The sequence below is a fragment of the Arthrobacter gandavensis genome (assembly GCF_015355785.1).
GTDB classification, from domain to species: domain Bacteria; phylum Actinomycetota; class Actinomycetes; order Actinomycetales; family Micrococcaceae; genus Arthrobacter_B; species Arthrobacter_B gandavensis_A.
On record NZ_JADKYW010000005.1, the window covers coordinates 967,633 to 982,764 of the forward strand.

The following is a 15,132-nucleotide window of genomic DNA, read 5'->3' on the forward strand; positions in this document are numbered from 1 at the left end:
TGATGCAGGGGTCCGGAAGTGTCCCGGATGCCGCCGCCGCCCCCTGAACGAACTGGGGATGCGCGGTCGGAGTGGTCGGTGGGTGCGGCAGCACAGTAGCTGGGGCCTGGAAGCCGTGAACGTTCTACACCGTAGACGCTAGCTGTAGACTGCCTCCTAAGCAAGCTTACGGATAGAGTTCTGACGAGCGCTGTCCCCCCAAAGAAACGGAAATCAACCCATGGCTCCGCCGCAGCGAACGCCGCACGAGAAAGGTTCCGCCAAACCCCGGCTGACCCGGAAGCTGGTACTCAGGACGGCGCTGCGAATGGTGGACTCAGGCGGACTGGACGCCCTGAGCATGCGGCGGCTGGGCCAGGAACTGCAGTGCGATCCGATGGCCCTCTACCGCTACGCTGCCAGCCGTGCGGAACTGCTGGACGGCGTCGCCGAACTGATCCTGGATGAGCTTGCCATTGATCCGGATGCCCCGGACTGGCAGGAGCAGCTGCGCCGCACCGCCCACGACGTCCGGCGGCTGGCACTCCTGCACCCCCACGCCGTGCCGCTGCTGGTCACCCGGCCCCTGTCCACTCCGCTGGGCATGCGGCCGCTCGGAATGCTGCGGCCACTGGAGCTGATCGTCGCCCTGCTGGTCCATGCCGGCTTCACGCCCGCCGACGCGCTGCACGCCTACCGGACCTACTACGGGTTCCTCTACGGCCACATTCTCAATGAGCTCCAGGAAACCGTCGTGAATCCCGAAGAGGAGGACCCTTTGCTGCGCCTCGCCCTGTACCGGCTTCCGCCACGGGACTTTCCCCGGCTCCGGGAGCTGGCACCTGTCCTGGCGGAGTACGACGGCGCCGCGGAGCTGGATGAGGCGCTGGATATCCTGCTGTCCGGACTGGCGCAGAAACTTCAGAAGGATCCGGCCGGCCACGGCCGCTACCCCCTTTGACGGGCGAGCTGGCTGCAGCCGGCCGGAACCGGAGCGGCTAGGAAACCGGAGCCAGCTCCGGGTAGTCGGTGTACCCGGCGGCGCCGTCGGTGTAGAACGTGGCGTAGTCGGGCGCGTTCAGCTCAGCGCCTTCCTGCCAGCGGCGGGCAAGGTCCGGGTTGGCCAGGGCAGGACGGCCGACGACGACGGCGTCCGCCAGGTCCTCCTCCAGCAGCGCGAGCGCGGACTCACGGGTAGTTTCCACACCGAAGCCGGTGTTCAGCAGCACCGGCCCGGCGAAGCGGCGGCGCAGCTCCTGGACCAGGTCATCAGCCGGGTCCTTGTGCAGGATGCTGAGGTAGGCCGGCTTCAGCGGCGCAATGCCGTCCACCAGGGCGGTGTAAGTGGCCAGCACGTCCTCGCGGTCGGTTTCCAGCACGTCCTGGATGTTGTGTTCCGGAGAGATGCGAATGCCGGTGTGCTCCGCACCAACAGCCGCGACGACGGCGTGGAAGGCCTCGAGAACGAAACGAGCCCGGTTTTCCGGAGAACCGCCGTAGGAATCGGTACGGGTGTTGGAGACGGGTGAGAGGAATTCCTGCAGCAGGTAGCCGTTGGCACCGTGCAGCTCAACGCCGTCGAACCCTGCCCGCATGGCATTGGCTGCGGCGGAGGCGAATTCCTGGGCCACGCCGGGAAGTTCAGCTTCGGTCAGGGCGTGCGGCACGGGGTAAGGCTGCTTGCCGTCGTAGGTGTGCGCTTCGCCCGAGAGCGCAATCGCGCTGGGAGCCACCGGCCGGCGGCCGCCGTTGACGTTCTCATGGGCCACCCGGCCGGAGTGCATCAGCTGGGCGACAATCCGCCCGCCGGCCTCGTGCACGGCATCGGTGACGCGCTTCCAGCCGGCGACGTGCTCGTCGGTGACCAAACCGGGCATGCGGGTGTTGCCCTGTCCGGTGAAGGACGGATAGATGCCCTCACTGACAATCAGGCCAAGGGAGGCGCGCTGACGGTAGTAGTCCACCATGATGTCAGTGGGGACGCCGGACAGGTCAGCGCGCATGCGGGTCAGCGGAGCCATCACCAGGCGGTTGGACAGTTCCATGGTGCCGACGGACAGCGGAGTAAACAGGTTCACTGGGGCAGGTACTTTCTCTCGACCGCATCAGGGCAGGGATTGTCCCGACGTTCGTACACCCAGCCACAACCTCAAGCCACGTCGCGGATATTCCGGCAGCCGCGAAGATCACATCCGCTCTCCGCTGCCTGCGGATCCGCGGCCCTCCAGCCTGCGCTTCAGCCCGGACCAGATTTTGGTTTCCTGCCGCCGGCCCAGCGGGCCGGCGGGCTCCTGCGTTCCGGACCATGTCCAATGCCCGGCCGGGCCCGCCGGTCCAAAGCTACCCCTACCGCAAAACGCTGCGTTGGGTGTCGAATAGCCCCAGTGGCACCAACACCAGTGGAGACTGCATGGACGCTCAGGCGGCAGCGGCGGACAGGGGCGTTGACGTGCCCGGGCTGGATGCTGCCGCCGCCATGGACGCGGATGCCGTGCTGCGGCTCCTGCATTCGGATGGCCGGGGACTCACCGCCGAAGAAGCCGGACGCAGGCTGGCCTCCACCGGTCCGAATGTGCTCCGCGCCCGCAGGGCCCGGCCGTGGCTCATCCTCGGCCGGCAGCTTCGAAGTCCCATTCTCCTGCTGCTGTTCGTGACGGCCGCGGTCTCGGTGTTCCTTGGCGAGGGGGCAAATGCGGCGATCATTGCCGTCATCCTCACGGCAAGCGTTGCGCTCGGTTTCGTCAACGAGTTCCGGGCCGAGCAGGCCGCCGACGCACTGCATGACCAGCTCCGCCACACGGTGACCGTGCTGCGGGACGGAACGCCGGTTTCCGCGGATGTCACGAACCTGGTTCCCGGGGATGTGGTTCAGCTCAGCGTGGGGTCCGTGGTTCCGGCGGACATGCGGATCCTGCAGGCCCACAGCCTCTCCTGCGACGAGGCCATGGTGACCGGGGAATCCCTGCCGGCAGGAAAGTCCGCGAACCCCGTCCGCCCGGGGATGGGGATTGGGGATCTGGCGTCCTGCGTCCTGATGGGAACGGTGGTGCGCTCCGGCGGGGCGAGCGCCGTGGTGGTGGCCACCGGACGCCGGACGGAATTCGGGCAGATAGCGGGGGCGCTGGCCACCGCGCAGCCGCAAACCGAGTTCCAGCGCGGCCTCGGCCGTTTTTCGGTGCTCCTGCTGCAGGTGGCAGTCGTCCTAACCACGCTGATCTTTGTGGCCAACGTGCTGCTGCAGCGGCCCATTCTGGATTCCCTGCTGTTCTCGCTGGCCATTGCGGTGGGAATCACGCCTCAGCTGCTTCCCGCCGTCGTCAGTGCCAGCCTGGCCGCCGGCTCGCGGGGTCTTGCCCGGCGCCGAGTGCTGGTGAAGCGCATGGTGTGCATTGAGGACCTTGGTGACATGGACATCCTCGTGACGGACAAAACCGGAACCCTGACCCAGGGGCAGATCAGCTTCTCTGCGGCCCTTTCCGCAACCGGATCCGCTTCCCCCGTGGAAGTCAGCCACGTCAACCTCTATGGCCTGCTGGCCACCGAAACCGATTACGCCTCGGCACAGGACCAGGTGACCGGCCTCAACCCGCTCGATGCCGCGCTGTGGGCCGCCGACCGCCCGCCGGGGCCGGGGCCCGAAGCATTCGAGCGGCTGGACCTGATTCCGTTCGACCACCAACGGCGGATGACCAGTGCGCTGGTCCGGACACCCGACGATCAGCAGCTCGTGGTCACCAAGGGCTCACCGGAGGACGTGATGCGCCGTTGTCCGGCAGTGCCGCCGGAGGCACAGGCGGTTCTGGCCCGGCAGTACGACGCCGGAGCGCGCGTCGTCGCGGTGGCGTCCAAATCCGGCCGCGGCCTGGACCATCTGGTGCCCGGAGACGAGAGCGGACTGGCCCTGCTCGGATTCCTGGTGTTCCTGGACCCGCCCAAGCCCGACGCCCGGGACTCGCTCGAGCAGCTTTCCCAGCTTGGCGTGCGGGTCAAGATCGCCACCGGGGACCATGCCCTGGTCGCCGAAAAAGTCCTGGCGGACATCGGCATCAGTTCGGGCGGCACGCTCACCGGTCCCGAGATCGAAGCCATGGACGACGACGCCCTCCGGGCCGCCGCGGCGGACGCAACGATCTTTGCCCGGGTATCCCCGGAACAGAAATCCCGTCTTGTGCGCCTGCTGCGGCGCTCCGGACGCGCCGTCGGCTTTCTGGGCGACGGGGTGAACGACGCACCGGCCCTGCATGACGCGGACGTCGGGATTTCCGTGGAGACGGCCGCCGACGTCGCCAAGGACGCCGCGGACGTCCTGCTGCTCAACAAGGACCTGGGGGTGCTGGCTGACGGGGTAACCGAAGGGCGGCGCATCTTCGCGAACACCATCAAATACGTACTGATGGGAACGTCGAGCAACTTTGGGAACATGTTCAGCGCCTCCGTCGCCTCGGTGGCCCTGCCGTTCCTCACTATGCTCCCCGGCCAGATCCTGACCAACAACCTGCTCTACGATTCCGGCCAGCTCGCCATCCCGGGGGACCGCGTGGACCCGGAGCAGCTGCACGCGCCGGCCCACTGGGACATCGGCCATATCCGTAGGTTCATGTTTTTGTTCGGTCCGATAAGTTCCATCTTTGATTTCGCGACCTTTGCCCTGATGCTCTTCGTGTTCCACGCGGGCCAGAGCGAATTCCAGAGCGGCTGGTTCATCGAGTCAATCGCCACGCAAACCCTGATCATCTTTGCCATTAGGACCCGCCGCACCCCGTTTTTCCGCAGCCGCCCGTCACGCGGCCCGCTCCTGGCATCCCTGGCAGTCGTTGCCCTGGGCGTCTGGCTTCCCTACTCGCCGGTTTCCGGCCTGTTGGGCTTCTCGCCGCTGCCGGCGGCGTTCTTCCTGGCCCTGGTGGGGATGGTGGTCCTGTACCTGGTGTGCGTTGAACTGGCCAAGCGCTGGTTCTTCCGCAGGTCTGCCCAGCCCGGAGCCGGGCGGCTTCCCATGCGTGCCCGGGGCTACCGGCACCGCGTCCACCGGCGTTCGGCCCGGTTTGCGGCGCGGACCTCCGGTGCGGCCGATGAACACCGGAACCCGGCCTAACCGGTCCCAACCCGGCTTCCCGCAGTTGGGTCCTGCATGCCTGTATCCCGCCGATTCCCCGTGTGTTCAGGGCACTCGGTGCTTCCTCCCGTGAAGTGACCGGCCTACCATGTGGATAGGTCTCAACGGGCACGATGCAGATGGCCGGCAGGGTGTGTTCAATGGACAAGCCATTTCCGATGAGGCGCTGGTTCGGGCAAGCCGTAGCGGCCTCCCTCATAGCCGCGGCGGCTGCCGTCCTTTCCTCGGTGCTCGGCCTGGCAGGCTCGGGCCGGTACACGCAGTCGCAGTCCGTCCTGGTATCCCAGGGGCAACGTTGCAGCGGCCCTGGCAGCGGTATTCGCCCTGGCCTGCCTGCTGACAGGCATCGACGGGACACTGATCCGCGGCAGGTTTGCCGAAGCGCCCGCCCGGGCTGTCGGAGCAATCCTGACGCTGATCGGGGTGCTCGCGTTGGCGGACTGGGCACGACCACCGCAGGCGCCTTTGCGAACAGCGTGACGGAGGCCGCCTGGCGCGGGCACTGGTTCGCTGACTGGATCCTGGGTACGCCTGTATTGATTATGGGAGGCATCCTCCTCTGGGCCAGGCGCGCGTTTGGATATGTGACAGCTCCCGGCCTGCTCCTGGTCTCCGCCCTCGGCGGCGTAGTTCTCGCTGCCGCGGCAGTCATCGACAATCTGTCCGGCGGCATACGGACAGACGCTGCCGTAGTCGCCGTGCATTTGGTCATCAGTGCCGGCAGCGTCGCGGTGCTGGTGTGGTTTCTGCGCGTTCCGCAGCGGCGTGCGGTTGGGAACCGCCCCGCTTAGCCGGCCACGGCTCCACGCTGGTGCCTGGCACCGCGTGGGGCCGCGGGGCAGTTACTTTCCGCTGGGCACGGGGGTCTCCGCGTTCGGCTTTCCCACGTTCCGGTGTTCCTGTCTACGGGCGTGACCCCATCCGGACCACGGTTCACGGAGGGTGGGAAACCCGGCTAGGCACGGAGCTTAGAACCGGCGCTCTGCCACGTTAACCCGGGTGGCGGCGTCGAGCGCTGCGCGGACCTGCTCAGCGGGGGTCTGGCCGGGAGGGGTGTCCATGAGCTGCTCATCCGGAACGTTGGGGTTGGAGAAGTAGATCCTTCCGTAGGCCGGGGTTTCGGGCTCAAAGCGCCAGCTGTCGGCCAGCGTTCCTGCGTCCACCGTGTCGAATCCGAGCCGGCTGATGATTGCGTCTGCCTCCGCCTTGGCAGCGGCGTCGTCTCCCGCAATCGGCAGTGCGGACCGCTCCGGAGCGCCTTCCGGCCGGGCCAGCGCCGGGATGTGCGCGGCAGTGATGTTGTTGAAGACCTTCACGTACTGGCCGGCACCCAGCTGGTCCCGAATCAGTTCGCTGCTGGTGACCGTGCTGTTGACCAGTTCCTCAATGCGTCCGTCGCGGGACGGGTAGTAATTGCTGGTGTCCAGCACCAGCTTGCCGGCCAGCAGCCCGTCCGGAAGGTCCTTGACCGCCTTGAGCGGGATTGAAAGCACGACGGCGTCCCCCAGGCTGGCTGCCTCTTCCAGCGTTCCTGCCCGGGCCCGCGGGCCCAGCTCTGCGACCAGGTCCTGCAGTGTTTCGGGTCCGCGCGAGTTCGCGATAACCACGTCCAGATCTGCTGTCACGGCCAGCCGCGCCACGGCCGATCCAATGTTTCCGCTTCCGATGATTCCCAATGTCGCCATGAGCGCGTCCCTTCAGTGTGGTTGTGGTGTGTGCAAGCAACGCGCGGTTCGGAGAAATTCCCGCATTGATGACCTGCATTCTCCGATTCCGCCAGCCACCGTTGCGTTCCGGAAGGCGACGAGGCAGGCTGTGCTCCCAACCCCACGCGAACCAATGCCTGACAGGTCCATCCATCGCGTCCGGATGCACGTCCGGGCAGGACGTTGATGCCGAAGCCACCTAAAGGAGGAACATGAGCATCTTCGAGGAGGTCCCCAACGCACGCGCCGGCGACCGCCCGCCGGCTCCCGGCGGAGAGGAGGAACTTCACAAGACGAAAAGAGGGATGATTTCCTACGTCTTCCCCGTCTATAACGAGGCGGGGACTATACCCCGCCTCTATGAAGAACTTTGCCTGACAGTTGACGGGCTGGAATACGAGATTGAAATAGTTTTCGTCAATGACGGCAGTACGGACAGTTCCCTGGATGCATTGGAGAAACTGCGCGCACTGGACGACCGCGTCGTGATTGTGGACCTTGCCAGGAATTACGGCCAGCAGGTTGCAGTGAGTGCCGGACTGGACAACGCTTCCGGGGACGCAGTAATTATCATGGACAGTGATCTCCAGGACCCTCCCGCCGTCAGCCTCAGCCTGATCGAGAAATGGGAAGAGGGGTTCGACGTCGCATATGCACAGCGGCGCACGCGAAAGGACCCGTGGTTCAAGCAGGCCACCGCCACCGTGTTCTACCGCGTCCTGCAGAAACTCGCAGACATCGATATACCGCGCAACACGGGGGATTTTCGCCTTTTGGACCGTCGGGTGGTTGAAGAGCTCAGAAAGTTCAACGAAAAGTCCCGGTTCATCCGCGGCATGGTGAGCTACGTCGGCTTCAATCAGGTGGCCGTGCCGTTCGACAGGCACGAGCGTTACGCGGGGACCACCAACTACCCCGTGAAGAAACTCATGAAGCTCGCCTCGGATGCGATACTCGGCTTCTCAACGTTCCCGTTAACACTTATCAGCCGGCTGGGATACGCGGTTGCGCTGATGGCCGTAGTGGGCGTTTTCTATGTCCTTATCCAGAAGGTTTACTTTCCCGAAGTTCTCGTGGCGGGCTGGGCTTTCATCGTCATCAGCGTGCTCTTCGTCGGCGGGCTGCAGCTCATCATGCTCGGTGTCCTGGGCAGCTATATTGGACGCATCTACCGGCAGGTCCAGGATCGTCCGCTCTACGGCCTTCGAGCCATCCACTCGGCACGCTCCCCCCTTGTGGCAAAAGGTTCCTTCGAGAATGGCTAAACCTTTGGCGCCCGCCCGTCCGCCGGGCACGGCATACAAATACAGTCCTGTCCTGGGAACGGCTGCCGCGCTCGCAGCCTATGTCGCGGCCGGTATCTGGACCGAGAACCGAATTTTCCAGGTGGCGATCGGCTTGGCGGCCGGGCTCGCCGTATGGCAGGCACGTGCGTTCGCTGTTTTCTACCTCGGGCTCTGGCGGAAAACCCGCCGGGCGGCTGCCTCCCGCCGCCAGAATGTTCCGCTGGTGGCCCTCACCCTGGTTTTTTGCGCCCTAACGCTCTGGGGGCTGGTGACCAACCTCGTCCACCCCCTGTACGGAATGTCGAAGTATGCCTTCTGGCCGGTAGTTGCCGGGGTCTGCGCTGCATCGCTTCTTCTGCCCGCTGCATGGAGCGCTGCAGAGCGGGCAGCGGACTATCTCTCTTCTCGGCACCTGCTGCGGGCCGCGCTGCTCGCCCTGTTTTTCGCGGGGTTCTTCGTCCTGCAGGTTCGAATCGGGTTTGCTGTCCGCGTCCAGCCTGGCTGGGATGCGCAGGCCATCCTCGACTCCGCAGCCGGGCTGGCCACCGGGTCCATCGCCAACCTGGAGCCCGGTTATTTCACCAGCTTTTCCAACAACCTGACCCTGACACTCGGGCTGACGGAGTACTTCAGGCTGGCGCTGCTGCTCGGCACAACAGACCTGCTCTTCGCCGCCGTCGTCCTTAACTGCATAGTGCTGACGCTGGGGGCAGTACTGACCTACATAGTCGCGCGGCGCGTGGGCGGCGAGGCTGCGGCACTCTTCACTCTGCTGCCCTCGACAGTTTTCGTGCTTCTTTCCCCCTGGATCATGGTGGCCTATTCCGATGCCCTCGGTCTCATCTTTCCCATCCTGTTGTTTTATCTGTACCTTGTGCAGGCCGGCGCGGGGCGGTGGTGGCTCAAAGGTGGAGTTCAGGCAAGCCTCGGAATCATTGCGGTTATTGGCTATAACATCAAACCCACGATTATCATTGTCCTCTTTGCCATTGCTGCTGTGGCACTGCTTGGATCAGCGGCGAAACGAAGGACGAGACGCGAACTGGTGAGTGCACTTGCCGGCACGGCCGTCGTCGTCGCGAGTTACACCGCAGGCTCCTACGTCCTGCCTGCCCTCATCAATTCCTCGGATAAGGTCACCTTCGACGTGAGGGAAAATGAGCAGACTTTCCCCGCCGCGCATTACCTGAACATGGGCGCCCAGGCGCAGAACGGCAAGTTCAACCCGCTGTACGGGGCCTGGTACGGCCCCGACGTCGGGGCGACAGCATCCATGCCCGTGGAAGAACGGACCACCCGGAATCTCGAGTCATATCTTGCCCGGGTGGATGCCATGGGGGCATCGGGTTATATCTCATTCCTGAGCAACAAGTTCACCTGGTTCATGGGAGACGGCTCTTTCTTTGTTTGGGGCGAGGGGTCGGCAGCGAGCCATCCCTTCATCGCAGAGGACGCCACCAGCCAGAAAATGCAGTCCTATTACGGCTATCACGGAGAGAACTATGCCTGGCTGATCGGCCTGTGGCAGGTGGCCTGGTTCGTGGTCCTCGGGCTGCTAAGCCTTCCGCTGGTCTCACGCCGGCCGGGCCTCTTTACCCGGCATGCCACCATCATGCGTGTAGCCCTGCTGGGCCTGTTCGTCTTCCTCCTGCTTTTCGAAGCCCGGAGCCGCTACCTTTACCTGTACATGCCGTTCTTCATTGTGCTGGCATCGCTTTCGGCGAGCGTTCTCTCCAGCCGGACGACGAGCATCAAAGCCATATCCGCGAAGGTGCCGCTTCGGCAGCAACCGGACAAGCCCGTCCAACCCCCGCCGGGCACTGAACCGTCCCCGGAGGGCCACGCTCCCCCGTTGTCCAGCGACCTCGACGGCGCCGGGGCGCGAGGCGCGGGCTGATGCGGATTTCAGTGCCCTCCAACGGCTGCGGGCCCGCCGATTCTTCGCGGGGATGGAGCGCAGCTCAGGCGACGGGCGCCGGTTCACCGGCGAGTTCACGCAGCTGTGCCGCCGTCAGCCGGGCACCGAACGCCGGGCCGCCGGGCTGCAGGAACGCAGTAGCGGAAAGTGAATCCACAGGAACCGGGTCGTAGCCGATCCGGTCCACGAGTGCCGAGACGAGTGCTACGGCGGCGGGGTCGTCCCCGGCCACGGCCAGGCCGCGGCGCTCAGGGTGCCCGGAGGCCCGGCGGTCCGGTTCCAGGTGGTGGTAGCCGGTGTGGCTGAAGGTCTTGACGACGGCGGCACCGGGGAACATCTCCTGCACCACTTCGGAGGACGGGCGGTCTCCGGCGAAGGCGGGGAGCTCGCCGTCGACCGGCGGCCAGTAGTTCATGGTGTCGATGACCAACTTGCCGGCCAGCAGGCCGGGATCAATGGCCTTGAGCCGGTGCAGCGGCAGGGCCAGGACCACCAGGTCTGCGTCCGCTACGGCGTCGTGCGTCCATTTCGGTTCGGCGCCGGGGGACACGAAGTCGATCATCAGCTCCAGCCGGGCAGGGTCACCGGAGGCGGAGATTGAAACCCGGTAGCCGGCGTCGAGCAGCGAGCGGGCAATCGCGGTGCCGATCTTGCCCGCACCGATCACGGCAACGTGCAGGGGCGGGCGGTGGGAGGCAGCGTCCACGGTGGCCGTTTCAATGGTCATGCCTGCGGTAACGTGCGCCCCGCCGCCGGCATTCCCCCGATGTACGTGCCCGGCCGTTCAGGAGGTCCTAACCGGCGGCGGATCCCACCTGACTGAGGATCTCGCCCGCCCAGCGGCCGGCTTCATCAAGCTCACCGTCCACCAGCGGCCCTTCATAGCCGTGGACGTGGAACGTGCGCTGTTTGAACTCGGTATCAAAGCCCAGTGAGCGCAGTTCGTGCCTGGCCGCCTTCGCCGCCGATCCGGGCAACCGCGGCTTGGCCACCCGGGTGTCAAAGGCTACCGCCGGAATTTTCGTGTCCGGCGGTGCCAACCGGTCGAGCCATTCCCGTATCCCCTCGACAGGCTCGCGCGGTGCCTGGCGGGACTCGACGGCCTCGGCGCGCGTGCGGGGACGGGACATCGAGAAGGCATGGGTTGGACCGCCTACCACCAGCAGGTCGAATCCGTCTGTCGAGGACGGAGCCGATTCGGCGTCCCGCACCTCGACGTCCCCGTCCGCGTCGAGCCTGTCGGCGATCGCCCGGGCCACCTTCTCCGTGTTTCCCCAAAGGGACTCATAAACAACCAGTGAGCGCATCAGAACTCCTCGTTTGGACGGAGGCTATGCCTGTTCGTGCCAACAGTTTAGGTTTCGCTCCCGCACGCGTCAGCCCTTTGCACACTCCGTTTTTACCCGCGGTCGAGCACCCTGCCCCGGATGCCTGGCACGGCGTATTTGCCGCCGCGGCCAGGCACCCGGGGCTTGCCGCAGCTTAGGCAGCCTGGACGGCTGCGATCGCCTCGCGGACAGCCTGCGCAACCGCCGGAGCCGACGGCAGGTCGGAGTGCACGCAAATGGACTCCACCGTTACGGGCAGCAGGACGCCGTTCCGGCTGGTCACCGTGCCGTCCCGGAGTGCCTGGACGGTCCGCGCGCGCACGGACTCGAGCGGCCGTTCCTTCGGGCGCCTTTCCACGATCAGTTTGCCGTCATCGCCGTAGTCCAGGTCCACGTAGAACTCCGGTACGAACTCCACTCCCGCAGCGGAAGCGGCGGACTCATGGGCTGTCCCGGCGAGCCCGTAGACCGGAACCCCGTACTGCCGGGCAACCTCACAGATTGCCCCCATGAGCTCTTCGTCCGACGCAGCCATGCCGAACAGTGCCCCGTGAGGCTTAATGTGGTCCAACGGCAAGCCGCGGGCATTCAGGAACCCCACCAGGGCGCCGACCTGGTACCGCACCAGGTCGCGGGCTTCCTCGGACGTGATCGCCATGGGCCGTCTTCCGAAGCCTGCGATGTCCGGCAGGCCGGGGTGCGCTCCCACGTTTACGCCCGCTGCGGCGGCAGCGCTGACTGTCCGCTGCATGGCACCGGGGTCCCCGGCGTGCATGCCGCAGGCAACGTTGACCGTGTCCACGAGCTTCAGGATGGCGTCGTCGTTGCCAAATGAATGGATGCCGATGTCTTCGCCGAGGTCGGAGTTGATGCTGACCGTCATGCCCTAGACCTCCGGCACGGTTCGGCCCGGGAGTACCGCTTCCGACGCCGCTGCCAGGGCCAGGAGGCCGTGTTCACCGTAGGGAATTCCCATGAGTTCCAGACCCACCGGCAGTCCGGTGGACGTCTGGCCTGCCGGGATGGTGATTGCCGGGAACAGGAGCTGGGAGGCAATGACCGTGTTCGTGGGGTAGGTCAGGCAGGTCCAGCGGTCGGCGAAGATGTCTTCGCGGGTGGGTGCCGGGAGTTTCGCGTCCGGGAAGGCGATGGCGTCCAGCCGGTTGCGGGCCATGATGCCGATGACCTGGCGCTGGAACGCGGTCTGGCCCAGAACGCGCTCAACGTACTCTGCATCGGCGGTGGGCTGTTCGGGTCCGGCGACGATCGCTTCAAGCAGGTCGAGTTTCTCGTGATACTGGCCGGTCTCGATCAGGTGCCGCATGGAGGGAACCCCCGCGCCGGGACGGGCGCGGACAAAGTCGTTCATGTCCGCCTGGGAACGGGTGGTGTAGAGCGAGGTGAAGCCCACCTGCTCGTCGAGGTTCTCAATCGTGATCTCAACAAGCTCGGCGCCGCCCTTTTCCAGGGCTGCCAGCGCGGCTTCCATGGCCGTGTTGACCTCAGCGCCGTCGGGATCCGCAGCGTCCCCAAATGCCTGGCGGAGAACACCGATCCGCTTTCCGTGCAGATCTGCGTCCTGCAGGGCGTCCGCGTACGGCCTGTCCTGCCGGCTGACGACGGCAGCGGCCGTGTAGTCGTCCTGTTCGTCGTAACCGACCATGACGTCCAGGATCCGGACGGCATCTTCCACCGTGCGGGTCATCGGTCCGGCTGTGTCCTGCGGTTTGACCAGGGAGGACATACCGGCCCGGCTGATCAGCCCCGGCGTGACACGCAGCCCCACCAGGCCACAGAAGGACGCAGGCAAACGGATGGACCCGCCGGTGTCCTCGCCGATTCCCACCAGGGAAAGATTCGCGGCCACCGCTGCGGCGGTGCCGGAGGACGAACCACCCGGATCGCGGCTGAGATCGTAGGGATTCTTGGTTACCCCGCTGCGGGATGACGTGGAGAACCAGGATGTGGCGAAGTCCGGCAGCGTCGTCTTGCCCAGGATGATGGCCCCCGCTGTCCGCAGCTTGGCGATCGCGGTGGCATCCCGCTCCGGCTGGTAGTCCCCGGTGGCAATGCTGCCGAACGTCGTCGGCAGCCCGGCTGTTTCAATCTGGTCCTTCACGACCACCGGCACGCCATGCAGGGGGCCGGACAGGACGCCGGTCTCTGCAAGGCGGGCGTCGAGCCGGCGGGCTTCCTCCACGGCACGTGAGGAGATCGAAATGATGGAGTTGAGTTTGGGACCGGAGCGGTCCAGCCGCTCGATGCGCTCCAGATACGCGGTTACCAGTTCCTCGGCGGTGAACTCTCCGCTGAGGTAGCCTTCATGCACCCTTGCAATGGTCAGCTCTTCGATGGGGCGGTCAATTGCCATGCGTTCACTGTTCCTTCGATCGTCGCTTGTCAGCCTGGGAATGCAGTGACCGTCAGGGGCCCCTTCCGCAGGTGTAGTGATGGTAGCCACTAAATGTCTAACATTCAACGTTGAACTCATGACCTTAGCGTTTGAAGTTCCTCCCGCGTGTGCTTCCATGTAGAAGACGAAGGGGGAACGACCGTGTCGAAATTCGAGCCGGAACAGCTGGGCCGCAAGGATGCGTCCGGCCAGATAGCCCGGCAGCTGAGGAACGCGATCTCGCAGGGGGTCTGGCAGCCGGGGGAACGGCTGCCTACGGAACAGGAACTGGCGGATACCTTCGATGTTTCCCGGGCGACAGCACGGGAAGGACTCAAACTTCTCTCTGCGACCGGCATGGTGGTGTCTTCGCGCGGCAGCACAGGGGGAACCTTCGTCTCCGTCCCGGATGCGGAAGAGGTGGCTGAACAGCTCAGCGACGCCATCCAGCTCTGGTACCGGGCCGGGAACGTCTCCGTCCACGACGTCGATGAAGCACGCTCGGTGCTGGAACTGCAGTGTGTGGAGCTCGCGGCACGCCGCCGAACCGCGGCGGACCTTGAGGCCATCCGGGGCCCCGTCGAGGCATCACGTGACCTGGACCTGGACATCGCATCATGGCTCGATCTGGACCTGCTCTTCCATACAGCGATCACCAAGGCAGCGAAGAACAAGATTCTTGAGCTCGCCATGACCGCTGTGCACCTCGCCCGCCCAGCCACCAACTCGGTGTTCGTCGAATTCCTGGACAGGAAGACCGTCACGGATCAGCACGAAGCCATCTATCTCGCCATCGAAGCCGGTGATCCACAGGCTGCGCAGGACGCCTTCGAGCGGCATGCCGGATACCTCGGCGACACACGGCGGGAAGCCCTCAACGAGACCAATGCCGCGGATGTCCTCGTGGCCACCCTGCCCAAGGTAACCCGGCCGGAGACAGGGCTCCCGAGCGCCTAGAGGCGCGCTGCCACGGGGGTGCCTCCTCCGCGGTCAGCCTATAGCGGCAAGCCTTTACAGCTGCCTTCGGCAGGGTGATCATGGGCGCATGGACTCCGCTGCCGAAACCCTGACGGTAGAGCTGGAGGACGTGGGCGGCACGTCCTGGTGGGCGGGCATCCTGACGGTCCTCGCGTCCCAGTATGGAAGTACCCAGCGGCGGTTCGTCGGCCGGGTCAACGGACTGACCAGGTACACGAGCGAAACCTTTCCCGTTCCGGGATCAGTCGGACCGGTTCCCCCGCGGGAGCAGTGGGCCCCGGGAATGACGGCCGCACTGCAGGGCCTTAAGCAGGACCTTGCCAAGGACGGCTGGCGGGAGTCCTCATCCGGGAATCAGCCGTGGTCCCTGACGTATGAGCGGTCGGCGCCGTAGTCAGGGCCAAAAGCGTCGAAGATGCGTTCGTAGATTGA

General features: G+C 65.5%; 13 protein-coding genes. 7 read left to right on the forward strand and 6 right to left on the reverse strand.

Annotation, left to right across the window (positions count from 1 at the left end; all coding sequences use genetic code 11):
- The first annotated feature begins 220 nt into the window (after window positions 1-220).
- Window positions 221-940, forward strand: coding sequence for a TetR/AcrR family transcriptional regulator C-terminal domain-containing protein (locus ITX31_RS09680; protein ID WP_194783168.1), 720 nt, complete (start codon window positions 221-223; stop codon window positions 938-940).
- 37 nt (window positions 941-977) lie between these two features.
- Here ITX31_RS09680 and ITX31_RS09685 read toward each other — a convergent pair whose 3' ends face one another.
- Window positions 978-2,057, reverse strand: coding sequence for an alkene reductase (locus ITX31_RS09685; RefSeq protein WP_194783169.1), 1,080 nt, complete (start codon window positions 2,055-2,057; stop codon window positions 978-980).
- A 332-nt stretch (window positions 2,058-2,389) separates the two neighbouring features.
- Between ITX31_RS09685 and mgtA the strand changes: the two genes are divergently transcribed.
- Window positions 2,390-5,071 (forward strand): magnesium-translocating P-type ATPase, encoded by a 2,682-nt coding sequence (gene mgtA / locus ITX31_RS09690; protein ID WP_194783170.1) that lies wholly within the window; start codon window positions 2,390-2,392, stop codon window positions 5,069-5,071.
- 497 nt (window positions 5,072-5,568) lie between these two features.
- Entirely contained in the window at window positions 5,569-5,883 is a 315-nt protein-coding gene (locus ITX31_RS09695) for a hypothetical protein (protein WP_194783171.1), read from the forward strand.
- A gap of 177 nt (window positions 5,884-6,060) precedes the next feature.
- Here ITX31_RS09695 and ITX31_RS09700 read toward each other — a convergent pair whose 3' ends face one another.
- On the reverse strand, window positions 6,061-6,777 hold the full coding sequence (locus tag ITX31_RS09700) for an NADPH-dependent F420 reductase (protein ID WP_194783172.1): 717 nt from the start codon (window positions 6,775-6,777) through the stop codon (window positions 6,061-6,063).
- A gap of 233 nt (window positions 6,778-7,010) precedes the next feature.
- On the opposite strand from ITX31_RS09700, the gene ITX31_RS09705 reads away from it, so the two are divergent.
- Window positions 7,011-8,063, forward strand: coding sequence for a glycosyltransferase family 2 protein (locus ITX31_RS09705; protein WP_228529124.1), 1,053 nt, complete (start codon window positions 7,011-7,013; stop codon window positions 8,061-8,063).
- Window positions 8,056-9,981 (forward strand): glycosyltransferase family 39 protein, encoded by a 1,926-nt coding sequence (locus ITX31_RS09710; RefSeq protein WP_194783173.1) that lies wholly within the window; start codon window positions 8,056-8,058, stop codon window positions 9,979-9,981. The genes ITX31_RS09705 and ITX31_RS09710 overlap by 8 nt, the downstream gene beginning before the upstream one ends.
- Window positions 9,982-10,045: 64 nt before the next feature.
- Here ITX31_RS09710 and ITX31_RS09715 read toward each other — a convergent pair whose 3' ends face one another.
- From ITX31_RS09715 to ITX31_RS09730, 4 genes are all read right to left on the reverse strand, one after another.
- Window positions 10,046-10,729: an NADPH-dependent F420 reductase gene (locus ITX31_RS09715; RefSeq protein WP_194783174.1), complete on the reverse strand. Its 684-nt coding sequence runs from the start codon at window positions 10,727-10,729 to the stop codon at window positions 10,046-10,048.
- Between the two features lie 67 nt (window positions 10,730-10,796).
- On the reverse strand, window positions 10,797-11,309 hold the full coding sequence (locus ITX31_RS09720; RefSeq protein WP_194783175.1) for a flavodoxin family protein: 513 nt from the start codon (window positions 11,307-11,309) through the stop codon (window positions 10,797-10,799).
- 175 nt (window positions 11,310-11,484) lie between these two features.
- Complete coding sequence (pxpA, locus tag ITX31_RS09725; protein WP_194783176.1) at window positions 11,485-12,213, reverse strand: 5-oxoprolinase subunit PxpA; 729 nt, start codon at window positions 12,211-12,213, stop codon at window positions 11,485-11,487.
- A gap of 3 nt (window positions 12,214-12,216) precedes the next feature.
- The gene (locus tag ITX31_RS09730; RefSeq protein ID WP_194783177.1) at window positions 12,217-13,701 is read right to left on the reverse strand and encodes an amidase; all 1,485 of its coding nucleotides are present in this window, start codon (window positions 13,699-13,701) and stop codon (window positions 12,217-12,219) included.
- A gap of 183 nt (window positions 13,702-13,884) precedes the next feature.
- Here ITX31_RS09730 and ITX31_RS09735 point away from each other — a divergent pair, with 183 nt between their 5' ends.
- Entirely contained in the window at window positions 13,885-14,679 is a 795-nt protein-coding gene (locus ITX31_RS09735; protein WP_194783178.1) for a FadR/GntR family transcriptional regulator, read from the forward strand.
- 88 nt (window positions 14,680-14,767) lie between these two features.
- A complete protein-coding gene (locus ITX31_RS09740) occupies window positions 14,768-15,094 on the forward strand; it encodes a hypothetical protein (protein ID WP_194783179.1) in 327 nt (108 codons plus the stop codon).
- Window positions 15,095-15,132 lie beyond the last annotated feature (38 nt).

Coding starts and splice junctions, on each gene's coding strand:
- ITX31_RS09740 (WP_194783179.1), top strand. CDS start 14,768: ATGGACTCCGCTGCCGAAACCCTGACGGTAGAGCTGGAGGACGTGGGC.
- ITX31_RS09680 (WP_194783168.1), top strand. CDS start 221: ATGGCTCCGCCGCAGCGAACGCCGCACGAGAAAGGTTCCGCCAAACCC.
- ITX31_RS09730 (WP_194783177.1), bottom strand. CDS start 13,701: ATGGCAATTGACCGCCCCATCGAAGAGCTGACCATTGCAAGGGTGCAT.
- ITX31_RS09715 (WP_194783174.1), bottom strand. CDS start 10,729: ATGACCATTGAAACGGCCACCGTGGACGCTGCCTCCCACCGCCCGCCC.
- pxpA (WP_194783176.1), bottom strand. CDS start 12,213: ATGACGGTCAGCATCAACTCCGACCTCGGCGAAGACATCGGCATCCAT.
- ITX31_RS09720 (WP_194783175.1), bottom strand. CDS start 11,309: ATGCGCTCACTGGTTGTTTATGAGTCCCTTTGGGGAAACACGGAGAAG.
- ITX31_RS09700 (WP_194783172.1), bottom strand. CDS start 6,777: ATGGCGACATTGGGAATCATCGGAAGCGGAAACATTGGATCGGCCGTG.
- ITX31_RS09705 (WP_228529124.1), top strand. CDS start 7,011: ATGAGCATCTTCGAGGAGGTCCCCAACGCACGCGCCGGCGACCGCCCG.
- ITX31_RS09710 (WP_194783173.1), top strand. CDS start 8,056: ATGGCTAAACCTTTGGCGCCCGCCCGTCCGCCGGGCACGGCATACAAA.
- mgtA (WP_194783170.1), top strand. CDS start 2,390: ATGGACGCTCAGGCGGCAGCGGCGGACAGGGGCGTTGACGTGCCCGGG.